The sequence below is a fragment of the Candidatus Omnitrophota bacterium genome (assembly GCA_018830005.1).
GTDB lineage: Bacteria > Omnitrophota > Gorgyraeia > JAHJTE01 > JAHJTE01 > JAHJTE01.
Genome location: JAHJTE010000002.1, coordinates 314935 through 333011, shown reverse-complemented (window position 1 = coordinate 333011; position 18077 = coordinate 314935). Strand labels below are relative to the sequence as shown.

Genomic DNA, 18077 nt, shown 5'->3' with positions numbered 1-18077 from the left:
GTTGAAGAGAAAAGTTCAGATATATTTAGCGAGTCTTGCGAATACCAAATTTGGGATTAGTCCAGCTACCGTGCCTTTAGAAATAGGCTATATTAAGGCCTATGCCGTATCAAAATTAGGCGAGGCAGTTGATATTAAGCTATTCAGGACGTTTGAGTCGCTTCATAATGCGATTCAGAATAAAGAACCTGATATTGTTGGATGCTCCTGGTATGGTTGGAGTCGCTGGCTTACTACGAATGCATTAACTTATTTGAAATCTAAGTATCCAAAGATAATAACAGTTGTAGGCGGACCAAATGTACCTGAAACAGCCCAAGATTGTCTTAGGGATTTTGAGGAATTTCCTTGTATAGATGTTATGATTCCAAATGAGGGAGAGATTCCCTTTGTTAATTTACTAAATGTTTTCATTAAAGGTGGCAGAGATGCTATTTTTCAAGCCTCTATTGATGGTGTCTTTTATTTATCTAGATCTAGGAAGCAAGTAATCAGCGGTAAACAATTGGCATTAATAGAAGATATCAATATTTTTCCGTCGCCTTATCTGGCTGGATACCTTGATCAATTTCTGAATAGCGAATTGATGCCGATTCTACAGACTAGCAGAGGTTGTCCATTCAAATGTTCTTTTTGTGTTTCTGCAAGGGATTCCTGGAATAGACTACGCTCATTTGACACAGAAAGAGTAAAGAAAGAGATTAGTTACTTAGAGGCCAATGCCAAAAATAGAACAATTCGCTTTGCGGATGAAAACTTCGGTATTATTGCTAGAGATTTAGAGATAGCTAAATTCATTGCTCAAAATCGAACAAAGAGCAGCTATCCTAGTGCCTTGCGCGTATATACCAACAAGGAAGTAAATAATAATATAAAAGAGATAATTTTGTTATTAAGGGATTTGATTCCGCTCAATATTAGTTCCCAAACGTTGACCGGCTCGGTATTAAAAAATATCGGGAGGCAAAATATAAGGCTAGAAAAATTTCGTGAGGCGGTAAAATGGGCACACGAGAATAACATTAATGTTACGACAGAGATAATATTCGGCTTACCAGGAGAAACTTATAATTCATTTATGCATGTAATAGATGAACTTGTTGATTTGCGCTTGGATAGCGTAGCAATAGGGACGCTTAAGATGCTTAAGGAAACTGAAATTAGCCGGTCTGAAACTATAAATAGATATGGCTATAAAGTTTTATATAGCATTGCTGAACGTGGCTATACAAAATTTGGTCAGTTTGAGAATGTGGAAATAGATTCTTGGGCAGTGGCAAGCAATGACTTTAGCTTCCAAGAGTTCATAAAAATAAATTTATTGACACTTATCTATAAACTCTTTATGTTTTGGGGCTATTTTAAAGAGATGGTTTATATCTGGGAGAATAGGGGAGTTAAGATTTCAGATGTTATTTTAGAATTGTTTGATAATCCAGGGAGATATCCATTTATTTCCGGACAAGTAGAGAGACTTAAAGATTGCTTGCAGGATAATTTATTTGAAGAAAAGGAAGATGTGCGTAAGGTTTTTAGTCAACAGTTCTCAGAGAAAAGTGACTCTAGTCAGTATATTGGATTCAGGAATCATTTCATTCTATCAAAGATTATAAAGGGTGATATGATTCATGCCTTAAAACAGCAAAAATTGCTAGATGAGGTTATAGAGGCAGCCACTGTTATATTTCGCAAAAAAGGACGAGGTGACCTATCTGAATTTTTGAAAGAAATGCAGTTTGGAAAAATTTTAGTAGGAAATATCATTATACCATTTTGGGAGATGCCTCAGGAGAGCGTTGAACTGTTAAGTCCTTATGATTTAGGAGCTTGGCGTAAGCAGGATTATCGCGGGATGCTTTCTGAGTTTCTTTTATCTAAGCCGGTTAAATATCGATATAAGGTTCATTCTTTGAGTCAGTATAATGATTTTATTAACGAGTTCTCTAATGAGCCATTTTATAAGCAATCTGAATTTTTCTTTCGTACGTTTCGCAGCAATAATGTTAGACGTTTTTTAGTTTCACAGGAAAAAGATGAAAATACTTTTAATAAATCCACCTATCAGGGAGTGGGCAAGGCCTAACGTTCTGCCTTTGGGTTTGGGATATATTGCATCTGTATTGAGAAATGCAGGCCATGAAGTAGAGATGTTGGATATAAATGCCTATAGATTTTCCCCTAGAGAGGTAGAAGGTAAAATTAGGCATGCAGAGTTTGATGTAGTAGGCATTGGCGGGATAGTGACTGTTTATAAATATATCAAGTGGTTAATTGCAATATTAAAGAGATGTCATCCTTCTAAAAAAATTGTCATTGGTGGTAGTGTAGGAACTTCTATTCCCCATATTATTCTCAATAAGACAGAGGCTGATGTTGTTTGTATAGGTGAGGGGGAGATTACGATAGTTGAGCTTATTGATGCCTTAGAGAAAGGTAATGATCTCTCAAATATCAATGGTATTTGGTTTAAACAAAGAGATGGCAAGATTCACCGAAATAATAATAGAGCGGTAATGGATAATTTAGATACAATTCCATTTCCTGCATGGGATTTGTTCCCTATGGACATTTATCTTAAGAATCCCGTAGGGGCACCAAATAGAAATAAATGGATTGATGGCGGTTCAGATAAGGATTCTGTATTATCAATGAATCTAAGCGGCACCAGAGGTTGCCCCTATAAATGTATTTATTGCTATCATGATTTTATGGGCCAGAGGTACAGACATAGATCTGTCCAGAGCATAATCAAGGAGATGAAATATTTGAATGATAATTACAAAGTTGAATATTTCCATTTTGTTGATGATGAGTTTTGTCTGGATAGGAAGTTTGTAAGTGAATTTTGCAAAGCGCTGAAGTCAGCATTCAATAGCAAAATCACTTGGGGTTGCGCCGGCAGGGTGAATCTGATGACTGAGGATTTAGTCATTAAAATGGCAGATGCAGGTTGTGTCTTAATCGGTTATGGAATTGAATCCGGAAGCCAGAAGATTCTTGACAGATTGAAGAAAGGCGTAACCGTAGCGCAGGCAAAGGAAGCTGTAAGATTAACCGTGAAACATCTTGGCTGGGCAGATTGTTCTTTTATGATAGGTTCACCAGGTGAAAATCTAGAGACGATTAAGGAAACAGTTAATTTTTGTAAAGAATTAAACCTGACTCCAGAGGTTATATTCTTTATAACGCCTTATCCTGGAACTGAATTGTACGATATGGCTTTATCCCAAGGTAAGATTAAAGATGAGGAAGAATACTTGCTGAATCTGGGTGAACAAGGAGAAAAGGTAAGGATAAACTTTACTGAATTATCCGATGAAGAACTTATGTATACCCAGGAGTGGATGATTAAAGAGCTAGATGCCTGGAATAAAACTAAGCATGCCGAGGCTAGGCATGCCGAGGCTAGATAATATGAATATATTATGTGTTATACCAGCTAGAGGAAAGAGTAAAAGAGTAACAAATAAGAATATATGGACATTGCAAGGCAAGCCATTAATTTCCCACACTATAGAGAATGCCTTAGAGAGTAAGTTATGCGATAAAGTTGTTGTTTCCACCGATGATCAGAAAATAGCTGAGATTGCAGGATACTATGAGATAGATGCCATCAAGCGGCCGGCTAATTTGGCCCTGGATACTTCTGCTGTGGATGATGCCCTCCGCCATGCTGTAAAACATCTTGAAAAGAAGCAAGGATTTTTTACTGATATTGTTGTATTCTTACAGGCAAATGTACCCATCAGAAAGAAGGGTGAAATTGATAAGGTTATAGCTAAGCTTAAATCTATTAAGGACGCTACTTCTGTTGTTACTGTTTATGCTGCTGATCAACGTCCAGAATGGATGAAAAAGATTGACCCTAAGACAGATAGGATCATTCCATTTATGAAGCCAACGAATTTATATCGTAAGCAGGATTTGCCAGAATTATATTTGTTGGATGGAGCAATCACTGCTGTGAAGAGAAAGGTTTTAATGGATACGGAGGGCTTTAGGAAGATACATGCTTTTCTTGGTGAGAGAGTATATCCTGTTATACATGACCGAAAATATTCTATTGAGATTGATGAATTAGAGGATATCGAATTAGCAGAATATTTTTTATTAAAAGAAAAAGGCTATAAAGTAAGTTTATGAATAGCCGAATTGTAATAATTACTGAAGGTGGTGCTAAAATAGGATTTGGCCACATTACCCGCTGTATTGGTCTGTATCAGGCTTTCCAGGAAAAAGGCCGCAGGCCAGAATTTATTATAAACACTGATAAGACAACTAGATACTTATTAAATAGTAAAAGATATAAAATTTTGAATTGGCTAAGAGAAAGGGATTATCTCTTTGACCTTTTAAAAGGCGCAGATATTGTGATTGTTGATTCATACTTAGCAAATTTGAGCCTTTATAAGAAGATTTCGAGTATAGTCAAAACCCCGGTTTATTTAGATGATAACAAGAGACTAAGCTATCCCAGGGGTATAGTTGTTAACGGCCAGGTTTATGCTGGAGGATTAAACTATCCCCGTAGTAAAGATGTCCTATATTATTTGGGAGCCAAATATATACCCTTGAGAAAACAATTCTGGAATTTTTCCAGAAAGGGAATAAATAAAGATATAAAGCAGGTCTTAGTTACTTTTGGGGGAAAAGGCCATCTTAATTTAATGAATTCTATTGCCTCTATTGTTAAGCGTAGATTTTATTGTAGTCCTATTATGGTAGGAGGAGCAAGAAAGGTCAATGTTAAAGAAATAGCATCTCTAATGTCTAGAGCAGATTTTTGTATTTCTGGCGGAGGTCAGACTACTTATGAGCTGGCACGCTGTGGAATACCAACGATTGGCATTTCTCTTGCAGATAATCAATTATCGAATTTAAAAGCCTGGGCAAAGTTGGGATTTTTAGAGTTTGCCGGCCGATATAACGAGGCAGGCTTGTCTAAAAAAATCTCTCAAGAATTAAAAGGATTAAGCTATAAGAAGCGAATTAGAATGAGTCAGATTGGACAAAAAGCTGTAGATGGGCAAGGTGCAAGAAGACTCGTTAAAGAGATTCTGAAACAGGCAGAAAGCAAAAATTTATAAGAAAACAATGAAGATTTTTATTATTACAGGCGTATCAAAGGGATTAGGGAATGCATTAGCAAGGGAACTTTCTGGTAAGGATTCATTTTTGTTTTTGATTGCTAGAAGAGATGTCAAAAGTTTAATTAAGAAAATTAAAGGCTCTGGAGGAGATGCTAGAGGCCTTATTTGCGACTTAGCTAGACTTAAGCAGCTTGAGAGATTAATGGATAGAGTGTTTCTTAAAATAAAATTTAAGAAAATTTCATCGATAACCTTGATTAATAATGCCGGAATAATTAATCCCATAGCCTTTGCAGGAAGTTTCCTTACTAAGAGTGCAATTATGAATTTAAATGTAAATTGCATCGCACCGCTTATCCTGTCTCATCTTTTTATTAAAAAGATGAGAAAATTTAAGGCAAAAAAAATAATCGTAAATATATCCTCGGGTGCGGCCAGAAAACCCTTCGAAGGTTGGAGTCTGTATTGCAGTGCTAAATCAGCAGTTGAGATGTTTACTAAAGTAGTTACTAATGAGCAGGCAAGATATAAAAATGGAGTTCGTATTTTTAGCGTTGATCCAGGCGCAATAGATACGAATATGCAATTTCAGATTAGAAATAAGTCAAGAAAGGATTTTCCTTGTGTCAAAAAATTTATCGATTTAAAGAAAACCAAAGCTCTAAAGACACCGGAGGCTGTAGCAGGTGAGATTCATGCTTTCATTAATGACAAGCTTAAATAAGGATACCTGATGAGAATCGGAATATTCTCTGATGTCCACGGCAACATATATGCCTTTGAAAAGATTTGGAAGATGCTTAAGAAAGAATCTCCTGATATGATTTTTTTTCTTGGAGATATCTGTGGCTACTATTATTATCAAAATGAAATTATAGAAATTCTTAAAGATTGTAAAGATTTAATATGCATAAAAGGCAACCATGATGATATTTTCTTGAATATATTAGATGATGAAAAGCTTGAAAAAAAATATACTGAAAAATTTGGCAAGTCCCTAACGTTACTAAAAAAGAAAATAAAAATTAATAATCTGGACTTCTTAAAGGCCTTGCCTGAGGAATATATGATTAATGAGGAGAAAATTGCAATTTTCCATGGTAGTCCCAGAGACCATTTAAACGGATACGTTTATCCAACTGATTCATTGCAGGACTTTTTAACTTTAGGATATAAATATATCTTACTGGGTCATACCCATCGTCCTATGGATAGGTGTGTTGGAGATTTAAGGGTTCTAAATCCAGGTTCCTGTGGCCAGCCAAGAGATTTTAATCAGCCAAGCTTTGCAATTTTAGACTCTAAATCCGGTAAGGTTGAATTCAGGCGCGCTGAATATGATAGGCGGCCTTTGATTAAGGATTTATTGAGATATTCAGAGAGCAATAAATATCTCTTTGATGTGTTAGAGAGGCTAGAGGAATAGGAATGCGCAAGAAGAATATACTCATAACTGGTGTCGGCGGTGATATAGGCGTGAGCATTATCAAATGCCTAAAAGACACAGGTTACCAGATGGATTTAACAGGTTGTGATATTGATCCATATTCTGCCGGGAAAGCTCAAGTATCAAGATTTTTTGTCGTGCCAGAGCCAGCGCAAAGAGATAGGTATTATAAGTCGATAAGAGATATTGTCAATAAATACAAGATTAAATATATCTTTCCCAGCACTGAACCGGAAATTAAATTTTTTGATAAAAATAGAACTTATTTTTTAAAAAAAGAAGTTAAGATTTTTATTAACCGGCCATTTATTTTGAATACCTTCTTCGACAAATACAAAACTATTAATTTTCTAAAAAAGAATAATTTACCGCATCCAAAGACCTTTTTAATAGAAAATTTTAATAAACAATTAAAATACCCATTAATTATTAAACCTAGAAAAGGATACGGTAGCAAGCAGCTAATAAGGATCAATAAGCCGAATGAGTTCAGTCTTTATAAAAATATGGTCTGTAATGCTATTGTTCAAGAAGAAGTCGGTAACGAGAATGAAGAATATACTACCGGGGTATTCTCTAATGGTGTCCAGATATATACTATTACTTTTAGAAGAAAATTAGGATTTGGTAGTCTATCCAGAGTAGTAGAGCTGGTTAGAAATCATGAGGTATCGGCCTTAGCGGAAAAATTAGCCAGATGCGTTGATTTAGTCGGTTCAATAAATATACAAACCAGAAAAACTAGATCAGGATTTGTTGTGATTGAAGTTAACCCCAGACTTTCCAGCACTGTATATTTTAGGCATTATTTTGGTTTTCAGGATGTGAAATGGTGGTTACAACTAGCTGACGGGCAAAGAGCAATCAAATTTAAACTAAAATATAAAAAAGGCGTTGGTGTCAGGAGTCTAGATGAAGTGTTTTATGCCCTTAAATAAGATGGCTATGGGAATAAGAATAGTTTCGAGGAAAGTATTTCAAAAAAGCAATCACTGTTTTATAGTAGCTGAGATCTCTGCTAACCACGGCCAAGAATTTCACCGCGCAGTTAGATTGATTAAAGAGGCTAAAAGATGCGGCGCAGATGCTGTTAAATTTCAGGTCTATACCCCTGATACCATAACTTTAAATATCGATAATAAATATTTCAAGGTAAAACATCCAAAATGGGGCGGCCAGTCATTATATCAGCTATATAAGAAGACATATATTCCTTGGGAGTGGTTCCCGAAATTGAAAAGCATAGCGGATGATTTAGGGATTATCTTTTTTGCTACTGCCTTTGATAAAACCGCTGTGGATTTGCTAGAGTCCTTAAGCGTTCCTATGCATAAGGTGGCCTCTTTCGAATTAGTCGATTTGGGCTTAATTGAATATATGGCAAAAACCAAAAAGCCACTTATATTATCAACAGGAATGGCGACGAAACTAGAAATAAAAGAAGCTATTGATGTGGCAAGACATGCTGGAGCCAAAGAGGTAATTCTTTTAAGGTGTGTAAGTAGCTATCCGGCAAAACCAGAAGAGATGAATTTAAGAACAATTACAGATATGAAGAAAACATTTGATTGTCCCATTGGACTTTCTGATCATAGTTTAGGGATAGGTGCATCAATAGCTGCAGCCTCTTTAGGTGTAGTTATGATTGAAAAACACTTTACCTTATCCAGAATTAATAAAACTCCAGAGAGCTTTTTTTCAATAGAGCCTAATGAGTTGAAGGAATTAGTAAATAATGTACGGGTTGCCGAAAAGGCGCTAGGAAGGGTTTATTATGGATTAACAAAGGGAGAAAAGAATAGTCTTATTATCAGGCGTTCTTTGTTTGCTGTTAAAGATATAAAAAAGGGAGAAAGATTCAGCGAGGAGAATATTCGTTCTATCAGACCAGGTTTTGGGCTTGCCCCAAAATTTTTTAAGACAATCTTAAACAGGAAAGCAAAAAAAGATATTGCTAAAGGTACGCCGTTGGTCAGGAAGTTGATTTCAAAATGAGAAAATCATACTAAATTATGAGTAATAAACTTAAAAGCATAATTTTTGTTAATGAGAGATCCCAGCTAGGCGCAGCTTATAAGCTATACAGCAGCTTGAGTGTTAGCAATAGGAGAATTTTTATTTTATCAGCATTTAATAACGGAATTATACCTAAGAAATATATTTCAAGAAGCCTAGAATATTATCAGAAAAAAATAAATATAAATTTTTTAAATATTAAACAAGATGTATATGATTTCTTCAGTTCGCTGTCTGAAGAAAGGATGGAAGATCAAACATCGCTTAAAACTTTAACAATGTATAAAGGAGTGTCACTCTGGGAATTAAGCGCCAGGTATATTTTCTTTGAGCTCACACCGATCATATATGATATTAATTTAATGCAAGGAATCTTGGACTTTGAAAACCCATCACAAGTCCATATCCTTGGCAAAATAAGCAATCTTGAGAAGTTAGTTAGCTTAATTTGCCAGAAAAAGCAGATTACTATTTTTAAACATGTAAAAACTTCTAAGCGGAGTTTATTGTTAAGAAACGCTTTTAATAAAAGCCTATTGTTTTTAAAAAAAGGCAAGAAAACATTAATAAGTTTATATTTTTACCTTGTTAATTTTAAAACGTCTCTAAAGCTAAATAAACAATATAAAATTATATTTTTTACTCCCATTGAGAGATTTTTTAAGTCAATGTTGCCAGTTGTCTTTGATTACAATGATAATGACCGATTAGTAATTGATACATTTCAATCAAGTTCTTCTAAAATTTTGAAGAAAAATAAAATATCTTATACTAATTTTTATGGATATAAGCTATATAACTTGTTGCCTAGGCAAGAAATACGCCAATTTTTGAAAAGAATCCACGATCTATTCTTCTCCTCAAATTATATAAGTGATAGGTTAATTTATAAGGGGATATCTCTCTGGCCAATATTGATGCATAAATTCAGAAGATTAGTTTATGTAGAATTTCCGGAAAAAATAAGGGATATAGAAACAATCAGAAAGATTGTTTCGCTCTATAGGCCGAAAGTTATTGTTGTGGCGGATTATCATTTTGATATTGCCCTAATTGCAGAAAGTCTATCTATACCGGTTGTGGCTATGCAGACTGGCCATGCTGATGAATTTATCTTTTTTCGTCCGGTTACGGCGGATGCAGTTACAGTTGAAGGCAATTTCTGGAAGGAGTATTTATCCGCAAACTCGGTTAATAAAGATAAAATTTGGATTGTTGGAGCTCCTAAGCTTGATACCTTTTATCAAAAACCAGGTAAGTTAAATTTAGAACTGGTTGATTCAAAGAAGATAGTTGTTTTTGCAACGACCTATGCCTCATTAACTATGGGCACGCTCAAGTATGAAATGATAGAACAAATGAATCTTATTTGTGGTGTCATGAAAAATATAAAAGAGGCGCATCTTATAGTCAAATTGCATCCTTTTGATATAGATGCAAAGCTTTATGAGAGATTAGCTAAAGAGTCAGGCTTGCAAAATTACACCATTATTAAGAATGATATAGAGATGCTAGAGCTTTTAAATATTTGTGATTTGCTTATAACTCACTTTTCCGGAGCCAGCTATGAGGCAGTTTTGTTGAATAAAAATGTCATATTATTGTGTTACAGCTCTGGCTTTTTTTCTGAGGATGTCTGGAATTTTAGAAAATATAATGCAGTTATAGCTGTTGATAATCTTGAAAAATTAGAAAATCAAATTCGCAATGTTTTATTTGATTCTAAGATAGAATCTGCACTTAGGATAAATAGAGAGAAGTACATTCCCGAACATGCCTATAAAATGGATGGCAAGTCGATAGAAAGGGTTAAGCTGGTTATTAATCAGTTTGTTTAATTTTTCTAAAAGCCAAGAAAATTATTTATGAATATTTTAGTTACAGGAGCTACAGGTTTTTTGGGCAGTCATCTTCTGCCCGAGTTATTGGAAAAAGAAAATAATATCATTGTCCTCAAGCGCTCTTTTTCTGACACTTGGCGCATAAAAGATATTCTTTCGAGTTTGAAAGAATACGAAATTGACAAAATTGATCTTGAAAGGGTTTTTCAAGATAATAGCATTGATGTAATTATCCATTTAGCAACTGATTATGGAAAAAAGAATAATAACAACATTATCGAGATTATGAATGCGAATGTCGTCTTGCCTTCAAGATTATTAGAATTAGGCACAAGGCATAAGGTCAAGGCGTTTATAAACGCAGACACATCAATAAATAGTTTATATAGTCTATATTCTGCCAGCAAGAAATCATTCCTTGAGATAGCAAAGTCTTTTTCCGCAAATTATGAGATTAAATTTATCAATATCGTATTGGAATATATGTATGGTGAAAGAGACGACGATACCAAATTCATCCCTTTTGTGATTGAAAGTATTTTAAATGGTAGCGAAATCAATGCAACAGGTGGTGAACAAAAAAGAGATTTTATCTATGTGAAAGATATAGTTAAAGCATATTTAAAAGTTTTAGGAAACATGAGAAATTTTAAAGAAAAATTTATAGAATTTAGTATAGGCACAGGTCAAAGTATCTCTTTAAGAGAGTTCATAAGTTTGATAGAAAAGGCAGCAGACAGAGGAGCGAATATAAACTGGGGAGTAATCCCTTATAAAAAGAATGAAATTTTTGATTCTAAGGCTGATATTAGGACTTCAAAAAGATTGTTAGATTGGCAGCCTTCGGTGTCATGGAAGGATGGGCTTCGAAATGTCATAAATTGGTACAAACTAAACACGGATAAAAGCTCTCTTAAAGGCTGATATGGATTCGAAAATAGAAAAAAAAGATATGGTTCAGACAAAGTTGGCAGATTTAACATTTATAATGTGTGCCTATAATGAGATTGGACGTATTGAAAAGGCATATGAGGATTTATTAGTCTCCTTAAAGAATCGCACTGAACAGGTTGAGATATTATTTTTTGATAACGGCTCTACTGACGGAACTCGCGAGTGGCTAAAGGCTATAAATCATCCCGACGTTCAAGTATTCTTTAATGAAACTAATCTTGGAAAAGGCGGATCGGTAAAGAGAGGCATCGGGTTTTCAAGGGGTAATTATATTGTGATTTATGATCCGGACTGCGAATATCGGGCAGAAGACGTATGGAAGTGCTACGACCATGCAAAAGAAACAGAAGCAGCATTCGTGCTCGGTAGTAGAGCTTTGAATGGGGATGTTAAGTATCATTATTACCTTAATTATTTGGGGGTTATGTTTTTAACATTTTTAACAAATCTACTTTATGGTTGTAAGTTAACAGATACTGCCTCTGCGACAAAGTTATTTGATGGAAATTTTTTACGTCAAATCATATTGGAGAATAGCGGCTTTGATCTTGATTTCGAATTGGTTACTAGAGTAGCCAGGCTAGGAGGAAAAATCAGCGAAGTTGCTATAAATTATTATTCACGCACTGTAGAGGAAGGAAAGAAGATCAGGCCATTCCAGGATGGATTTTTAGCATTGAAGACAATTATAAGAGATAGGTTTGTCACTAGAGAATCTATTGTTGCTAAGGAACAGATAGACCAAGATAAGGACCATGGAATTTAATAAGGTTTTAAAGAACTCTTTCTTCTATACTCTAGCAACTTCTTTGCAGGGTATGATTAGTTTTTTTCTATTGCCCATCTATACTAGATTTCTATCTCCCGATGATTATGCAATCCTTGCTTTAGTAACGTCGTTCGTTGGTATAGTTTCAGCACTAATTAGTTTGCAGATACACAGCGGGATTCCTCGTTTTGTAGTTAAATTCTTAAAGGAAAAAGAAAGGGCAAAAGTTTATTTTAGTAGCATTTTTTTCTTAGGTTTCGCAGTTTTGTTTTCAGGATGCGTTATTATCAACATATTTGGCGAAAGAATTATAAGTATTATGTTCTCAGATAAAAATGGTCTAACTTATTCGCCATTTTTTTTAATTGCAACTTGGACTTTGTTGCCGAATTTATTAATTAGCTCATGCATGGCTTTACTCCAGACTTTGGAGAGAGGTTCAAAGTTTTTGTTATTAACAGTAATTCAGGTAAGTATCAATGTTGGCTTGGGTTTGTACCTTGTCGTCTTTCTAAATTCGGGTCCGATCGGGATCCTCATGGCTCAGTTGATAAGCGCTATCTGCGGATTGATTTTTGTTGTCTTTCTTGTTCGCGATTGGTTTAGGATTAAAATGCTGCGATTTTCGCAGGATATAAGAGACTCCCTGCGTTACAGTTTGCCGCTAATACCCCATATATTAAGTATATATATTTATATGTATTCGGATAGATTGATTTTACAGCGATTTGTACCACTTTCAGATATCGGTATCTATTCTATTGCCGATACCTTTGCCTTTATATTATTGATTATAGTTAATGCAACGACTACGGCTTATAGTCCGCATTTTTTAAAAGTTGCCCAAGAAGATAGAATTAAGGCTCAGCAGGAAACCAGAAGATTTATAGAAATCTGGTGGTTTGTAATCATGGTTATGTTTATGGGCTATCTTCTTCTTTCAGGCTTCCTGGTAAGACTTATGACCAAACCCGCATTTTATGCTTCAATCCCACTTATACCTATTCTTGCAATTGCATATATTTTTAGGGGATTATATTGTTTTGGTGCAAATGGAATATTCTTTATGGAAAAGACAAAATATATTCCGGTTATAACTATTAGCGCAGCTATAGCTAATATAGTCCTGAATCTTATATTTATACCAAAATTTGGTATATTTGCTGCAGCCTGGACTACTGTTGTCGCTTACATCATAACGTTTCTCTTAGCATATTATTTTTCTAAAAAGTATTTTCCTCATGTATATCCGTGGCGAAATATGCTGAAAATTATTTGCTTGTTTTTAGTTACATTCACAGGAGCAAAGATTTTTCATAATATATTAGGAATGGGCCACCTAATTAAATTTTGTTTTAATTTCATAATTTTAATAATTTTTACCCTGGGCTCATTCTTCATTCTTTATAGAGGCCGCTCAATAAATGCAATAAAGATGCTCAAGGGCCTTTTGCAAACATAAGTTAAAAAGTAACTTTACGAATGATAAAGATTTTATATCTCTATGAGCATTTAAGGATTGGTGGAGCAGAGCAACTACTTTTGACTACCTTAAAGTTCCTGGATCGCAATAAATTTTATCCAGTTGTATATTGTCTTAGCGAGAAAGGCCAAATCGGCAGCGAAATAGAAAAAATCGGCGTCAAGGTCAGGGCCTTAAAAAAAGATATACATTTGTTTAATGTCTCGATTATTTATGATTTGATAAGAATCTTTAAGCATGAGAAGCCGGATGCTATCCATACTAATCTTTTCTTTCCTAATGTATTTGGGCGTCTAGCTGCAAAACTTGCGAGGGTAAAAACAGTAATCACTACACTACATAATCCAGACTATAGCTTTGAAGATAATGGGAAGATGAGGTTCAAGATACGCAAGGCAATAGATAAAGGGTCTGCCAGGTTTTCTAAGACGTCTTTTATTGCTGTGTCTGAATTCGTTAAAAATGATTTTTTAAAACAGCTTAAATTTAATAACACAGAAGTTATCTATAACTACATTGATGTAGAATCTTTCAAAAGCCGAGATAGTTTAAAAATTAAAGAGAAAAGAGATGAATTAGGCTTTAGATCAGAGGATGTGCTTATTTTAAATGTTGGCAGGCTTCATCCTCAGAAAGGTCAACTTTATCTTCTTGAGGCGTTTAATTTAGCAAGTAAAGATAATCCTCGTCTTAAACTAATCATAATTGGCAAGGGAAATTTAGAAGAGGAGCTTAAAAATAAAGTAACTGATTCATCCCTTAAAGAGAGAGTGATGTTTTTAGAAGACAGAAGAGATATAGCAGAGATAATGGCTGCGTCTGATATCTTTGTTTTTCCTTCTCTCTATGAAGGCTTTGGTATTGCGCTTGTTGAGGCCATGGCCGTAGGCCTGCCGATCATTGCCTCAGATATCGACTCCTTAAAAGAAATTGTATCTGATAGGAAGGAAGCAATTTTAGTGCAAAAGCAGAATCCTAAAATTTTGGCCGATGCGATTTCTGAACTTGTAAGAGATGAAAAATTAAGAAGACATTTAGGAGAAAATGCCAGAAAGAAGGCATTTGAATTATTTAATGCCAAAGGACTTGTTAGGAAATTGCAGACTTTTTACGAGGAAAGACTCACTAATGCCTAATGCCGACACTAGATTGAAATTGCAAAGCAGCCTTAGCCAAGAGACTGCTCTTTGTATTGTTTGTGGTAGCAGGAATTTTAATAAAACAATATATGGCGGCCATTTTTATGGCAATAAAAAATACGATATAGTCAGATGCCGTAAGTGTGGATTCATGTTTTTAAATCCACTTCCGGAAAAACTGACTTTAGATAATATCTACAATACAGATGATTATTTTGATAGCTATTATGTAACAGTTTCTGGAAAGAAGCCTTACTTGGAAGCCATGGCAGATTATACTGAGGCTGACGAAAAAATAATCAAAATTATTAAAAAATATAAGCAGGACGGAAGACTTTTGGACGTTGGATGTGCTGGAGGTCATTTTCTAATGAACGCTAGAAAATCAGGCTTTAAAACCTTTGGAGTCGAGCCGAATAAGAAAATGGCTGAGCATGCTAGAGTTGTCCTAGGTTTAGATGTTGTCTGCGGGACCTTGGAAGATGTAGATTATGAGCCTGATTATTTTGACATAATTCATGCAGGTGATGTGTTAGAGCATATGCTTAATATTAGGAAAAGTTTGGAGGTTTTAAAAACATTGCTAAAAGAGGACGGGATATTAATAATAAATCAACCATTGCTTTACAATAAATCGCTTTTTGATCTTTTTTTAAAGTTTAATATGTTATTTAAGAAAAATAGATATAGCAATAATCCTCCCGCACATTTGTGGGAATTCAATTCAACAGCTATAAAAAAATTTCTAAAAAATTTGGGATTTGAGATTATCTATTATAAAGTGTCAGAAGTTCAGGCAAAACCATTGTCTGTAGATAAAAACCACACTCTAAAAAATAGAATTGGATACTATATCAAAAATTTTTCCAGCATTATCTCCAATAGCCTCCTGTTCAAGATGTTTGAGTTTGGAGATAGGGCAATTATAGTTTGTAAAAAATGAGCTAATAAGGATACTCTTATCTAATGGAGTATTGAAAGGATTAAAATGATTAGAATAGGAATTATTGGTTGTGGGCATTGGGGGAATAATCATATCAGAGTCTTTAATATGTCTGATAAGGCAAGGATAGGGATTTGTTGCGATAAGGATCAGAAAAGATTAAAGGCGTTGGAGCGAATAGATCCAGATTTGGTTACTACCTCAGATTATCGTGACCTATTGAATGATAAGCAGATAGAAGGAATAATTATAGCCACTCCTACAGCATCGCATTACCACTTAGTTAAATTGGCCCTGCTTAGCGGCAAACATGTTTTATGCGAGAAACCCCTTGCAGTTAAAAGCAAACAAAGCAAGGAATTACTTTCCTTGGCAAGAAAAAAGAAAAGAGTCTTAATGGTTGGCTATGTTTTTTTATACAATAACGGAATTATCGGTTTAAAGGAGTATATAAAAAAGAGAGAACTAGGGAAAATTCTATATTTACATTTTACCAGAACAAATTTAGGGCCGATTAGGGATGATGTAGACGTAATATATGATTTGGCCTCGCATGATATTTCAATTGCCTCATTTTTGTTGGAAGCCTGGCCAAGAAGTGTTTCTGCAAGTGCCGGGTTCTTCTTAAGAAAAAAGATCGCAGACACAGCTTTTATTACTCTTCATTATCCTGGTAATATTCTGGTTAATATCCACGTTAGCTGGTTAGATCCAAGAAAGGTAAGGAGGATTACTTGTGTTGGCGATAAGAAAATGGCAATATGGGATGATTTGAATACTTCTGAGCCAATTAGAATATTTAATAAAGGGGTTATCAAAGAACCATTTTATTCAGATTATGGTGAATTTCAGTTATTGCCCATAGAGGGAGAAGTTGTGAGCCCTTTAATTAAATTGTCTGAGCCATTAAAAAATCAGAATTTTAACTTCCTAGATTGTATGATTAAGAATAGGAGACCATTCGCTGATGCTGTATTTGGAGATAAAATAACAAAAATTTTAGAGGCTATTCAACTATCAATTAAAAACAAAAGTCGAGTTCAAAAAATATAATGAAAAAAGAAATCAAAGTTGGAAAAAACAAAAAGATCGATGAAGGAGTAATTTTAGGCTATTTTTCTGGGCGCAAGGTGAAGGATAAAGCCTTAATTGTAGGAGATAATCCAAAATTTCGTTCCGGCACAGTAATTTATTCGGGTTCTAGAATTGGGGATAACTTTGAAACGGGTCATAATACAATAGTGCGTGAGCAAAATAAGATAGGTAACAATGTATGTATATGGAGCAATTCAGTCATAGATTATGGATGTGTTATCGGCTCTAATGTAAAGATTCATAGTAATGTTTATGTTGCGCAATTTACGACTATTGAAGATGATTGCTTTATTGGACCGGGTGTCACCATTACTAATGATCTATGTCCGGTTTGCACTAAATGTATGAAAGGCCCTACTATTAAAAAAGGAGCTAAGATTGGGGCGAATGTTACTTTATTGCCGCATATTAAAATCGGTGAATATTCTTTAATTGGCGCAGGTAGCGTAGTCACCAAAGATATTCCGTCTCGTTCTTTAGCTTATGGATCTCCGGCAAGGGTAGTAAAAAAGATAAGTGAAATAAAATGTAAGATGGCAATAGTAGACAGACCTTATGAATATTGATAAAAAGCTTATAGCTATAATACCGGCTTTAAACGAAGAAAATAAAATTGGCTTAGTTGTCTCTCGGATAAGAAAAGAAAGCCCGGTAAGGATTGACGAGATATTAGTAATTGATGATGGCTCTAAGGATAATACCAGTAAAGAGGCTAAAGATAATGGAGCAGTTGTTATATCCCATGATTTTAAAAAAGGTGTAGGCAGTGCTATTAGAACCGGCATCGACTATGCATTAAATCATAAGTATGATATTGCTATAGTGCTAGGCGGAGACAATCAGGATGATCCTGGCCAGATTAATCGTTTACTTTCTCCTATAGTCTATGACCATTTTGATTTCGTTCAGGGTTCGCGTTATATGGCGGGCGGCAAAAGAGTCAACATCCCCTTGTTCCGTAGGATCACAACGCATATATATGCACTTTTATTCCAAATTATTGCAGGATTCCCGATTTCTGATGGCACTAATGGTTTTCGTGCATTTAGATTAACTATATTTGATGATAAACAAATAAATATCTGGCAGGATTGGCTCGACCATTATGAGTTAGAGCCCTATCTTTTCTATAAAGCAATCGAGTCCAATTGTAAAGTAACCGAAGCACCCGTAACCAAGACTTATCACGATAATAATATCGGTTATACCAAGATGATTCCCATTCTTGGTTGGTGGAGTATATTAAGACCACTTATTTTATTAAAATTTGGCATAAAGAAATGAGAGAATTAAATTGCTG

At 34.8% G+C, this 18077-nt stretch carries 17 protein-coding genes; all 17 read left to right on the top strand.

The features are described from left to right. Position 1: 1 nt before the first annotated feature. Genes KJ593_06245 through KJ593_06165 form a run of 17 tightly spaced genes read left to right on the top strand, consistent with a single transcriptional unit; the run spans position 2 to position 18061 of the window. Positions 2-2083 carry a radical SAM protein gene (locus tag KJ593_06245; protein ID MBU2541482.1) on the top strand — a complete coding sequence of 694 codons (2082 nt, stop codon included), beginning with the start codon at positions 2-4 and terminating at the stop codon, positions 2081-2083. After that, complete coding sequence (locus KJ593_06240) at positions 2034-3413, top strand: B12-binding domain-containing radical SAM protein (GenBank protein ID MBU2541481.1); 1380 nt, start codon at positions 2034-2036, stop codon at positions 3411-3413. Before KJ593_06245 ends, KJ593_06240 begins: the two co-directional genes overlap by 50 nt. Before the next feature lies 1 nt (position 3414). Continuing rightward, positions 3415-4143, top strand: coding sequence for an acylneuraminate cytidylyltransferase family protein (locus KJ593_06235; GenBank protein MBU2541480.1), 729 nt, complete (start codon positions 3415-3417; stop codon positions 4141-4143). Next, positions 4140-5087 carry a UDP-2,4-diacetamido-2,4,6-trideoxy-beta-L-altropyranose hydrolase gene (locus tag KJ593_06230; protein MBU2541479.1) on the top strand — a complete coding sequence of 316 codons (948 nt, stop codon included), beginning with the start codon at positions 4140-4142 and terminating at the stop codon, positions 5085-5087. Before KJ593_06235 ends, KJ593_06230 begins: the two co-directional genes overlap by 4 nt. A gap of 7 nt (positions 5088-5094) precedes the next feature. Next, entirely contained in the window at positions 5095-5814 is a 720-nt protein-coding gene (locus KJ593_06225) for an SDR family NAD(P)-dependent oxidoreductase (protein ID MBU2541478.1), read from the top strand. A gap of 9 nt (positions 5815-5823) precedes the next feature. Further along, the gene (locus KJ593_06220) at positions 5824-6516 is read left to right on the top strand and encodes a metallophosphatase family protein (protein ID MBU2541477.1); all 693 of its coding nucleotides are present in this window, start codon (positions 5824-5826) and stop codon (positions 6514-6516) included. Positions 6517-6518: 2 nt separating this feature from the next. Continuing rightward, positions 6519-7475, top strand: a complete 957-nt coding sequence (locus KJ593_06215) for an ATP-grasp domain-containing protein (GenBank protein ID MBU2541476.1) — start codon at positions 6519-6521, stop codon at positions 7473-7475. A gap of 1 nt (position 7476) precedes the next feature. Further along, complete coding sequence (gene pseI / locus KJ593_06210) at positions 7477-8532, top strand: pseudaminic acid synthase (protein MBU2541475.1); 1056 nt, start codon at positions 7477-7479, stop codon at positions 8530-8532. Positions 8533-8549: 17 nt separating this feature from the next. Continuing rightward, complete coding sequence (locus KJ593_06205; protein MBU2541474.1) at positions 8550-10391, top strand: CDP-glycerol glycerophosphotransferase family protein; 1842 nt, start codon at positions 8550-8552, stop codon at positions 10389-10391. Between the two features lie 27 nt (positions 10392-10418). Beyond that, positions 10419-11318 (top strand): NAD-dependent epimerase/dehydratase family protein, encoded by a 900-nt coding sequence (locus KJ593_06200; GenBank protein ID MBU2541473.1) that lies wholly within the window; start codon positions 10419-10421, stop codon positions 11316-11318. 1 nt (position 11319) lies between these two features. Further along, complete coding sequence (locus KJ593_06195) at positions 11320-12114, top strand: glycosyltransferase family 2 protein (protein MBU2541472.1); 795 nt, start codon at positions 11320-11322, stop codon at positions 12112-12114. Further along, entirely contained in the window at positions 12104-13579 is a 1476-nt protein-coding gene (locus tag KJ593_06190) for a flippase (GenBank protein MBU2541471.1), read from the top strand. The genes KJ593_06195 and KJ593_06190 overlap by 11 nt, the downstream gene beginning before the upstream one ends. 20 nt (positions 13580-13599) lie before the next feature. Then, positions 13600-14736 (top strand): glycosyltransferase, encoded by a 1137-nt coding sequence (locus KJ593_06185; protein ID MBU2541470.1) that lies wholly within the window; start codon positions 13600-13602, stop codon positions 14734-14736. Further along, positions 14729-15682: a class I SAM-dependent methyltransferase gene (locus KJ593_06180; GenBank protein ID MBU2541469.1), complete on the top strand. Its 954-nt coding sequence runs from the start codon at positions 14729-14731 to the stop codon at positions 15680-15682. The genes KJ593_06185 and KJ593_06180 overlap by 8 nt, the downstream gene beginning before the upstream one ends. 45 nt (positions 15683-15727) lie before the next feature. Beyond that, positions 15728-16735 (top strand): Gfo/Idh/MocA family oxidoreductase, encoded by a 1008-nt coding sequence (locus KJ593_06175; GenBank protein MBU2541468.1) that lies wholly within the window; start codon positions 15728-15730, stop codon positions 16733-16735. Beyond that, on the top strand, positions 16735-17343 hold the full coding sequence (locus tag KJ593_06170; protein MBU2541467.1) for an acetyltransferase: 609 nt from the start codon (positions 16735-16737) through the stop codon (positions 17341-17343). Before KJ593_06175 ends, KJ593_06170 begins: the two co-directional genes overlap by 1 nt. Then, entirely contained in the window at positions 17333-18061 is a 729-nt protein-coding gene (locus KJ593_06165; protein MBU2541466.1) for a glycosyltransferase family 2 protein, read from the top strand. The genes KJ593_06170 and KJ593_06165 overlap by 11 nt, the downstream gene beginning before the upstream one ends. Positions 18062-18077 lie beyond the last annotated feature (16 nt).

Excerpts from the sequence above, each read along its gene's own strand:
- KJ593_06230 (MBU2541479.1), top strand. The coding sequence starts at position 4,140 with ATGAATAGCCGAATTGTAATAATTACTGAAGGTGGTGCTAAAATAGGA.
- KJ593_06205 (MBU2541474.1), top strand. The coding sequence starts at position 8,550 with ATGAGTAATAAACTTAAAAGCATAATTTTTGTTAATGAGAGATCCCAG.
- KJ593_06190 (MBU2541471.1), top strand. The coding sequence starts at position 12,104 with ATGGAATTTAATAAGGTTTTAAAGAACTCTTTCTTCTATACTCTAGCA.
- KJ593_06225 (MBU2541478.1), top strand. The coding sequence starts at position 5,095 with ATGAAGATTTTTATTATTACAGGCGTATCAAAGGGATTAGGGAATGCA.
- KJ593_06195 (MBU2541472.1), top strand. The coding sequence starts at position 11,320 with ATGGATTCGAAAATAGAAAAAAAAGATATGGTTCAGACAAAGTTGGCA.
- KJ593_06235 (MBU2541480.1), top strand. The coding sequence starts at position 3,415 with ATGAATATATTATGTGTTATACCAGCTAGAGGAAAGAGTAAAAGAGTA.
- KJ593_06220 (MBU2541477.1), top strand. The coding sequence starts at position 5,824 with ATGAGAATCGGAATATTCTCTGATGTCCACGGCAACATATATGCCTTT.
- KJ593_06165 (MBU2541466.1), top strand. The coding sequence starts at position 17,333 with ATGAATATTGATAAAAAGCTTATAGCTATAATACCGGCTTTAAACGAA.
- KJ593_06240 (MBU2541481.1), top strand. The coding sequence starts at position 2,034 with ATGAAAATACTTTTAATAAATCCACCTATCAGGGAGTGGGCAAGGCCT.
- KJ593_06175 (MBU2541468.1), top strand. The coding sequence starts at position 15,728 with ATGATTAGAATAGGAATTATTGGTTGTGGGCATTGGGGGAATAATCAT.
- KJ593_06215 (MBU2541476.1), top strand. The coding sequence starts at position 6,519 with ATGCGCAAGAAGAATATACTCATAACTGGTGTCGGCGGTGATATAGGC.
- KJ593_06180 (MBU2541469.1), top strand. The coding sequence starts at position 14,729 with ATGCCTAATGCCGACACTAGATTGAAATTGCAAAGCAGCCTTAGCCAA.
- pseI (MBU2541475.1), top strand. The coding sequence starts at position 7,477 with ATGGCTATGGGAATAAGAATAGTTTCGAGGAAAGTATTTCAAAAAAGC.
- KJ593_06200 (MBU2541473.1), top strand. The coding sequence starts at position 10,419 with ATGAATATTTTAGTTACAGGAGCTACAGGTTTTTTGGGCAGTCATCTT.
- KJ593_06170 (MBU2541467.1), top strand. The coding sequence starts at position 16,735 with ATGAAAAAAGAAATCAAAGTTGGAAAAAACAAAAAGATCGATGAAGGA.
- KJ593_06185 (MBU2541470.1), top strand. The coding sequence starts at position 13,600 with ATGATAAAGATTTTATATCTCTATGAGCATTTAAGGATTGGTGGAGCA.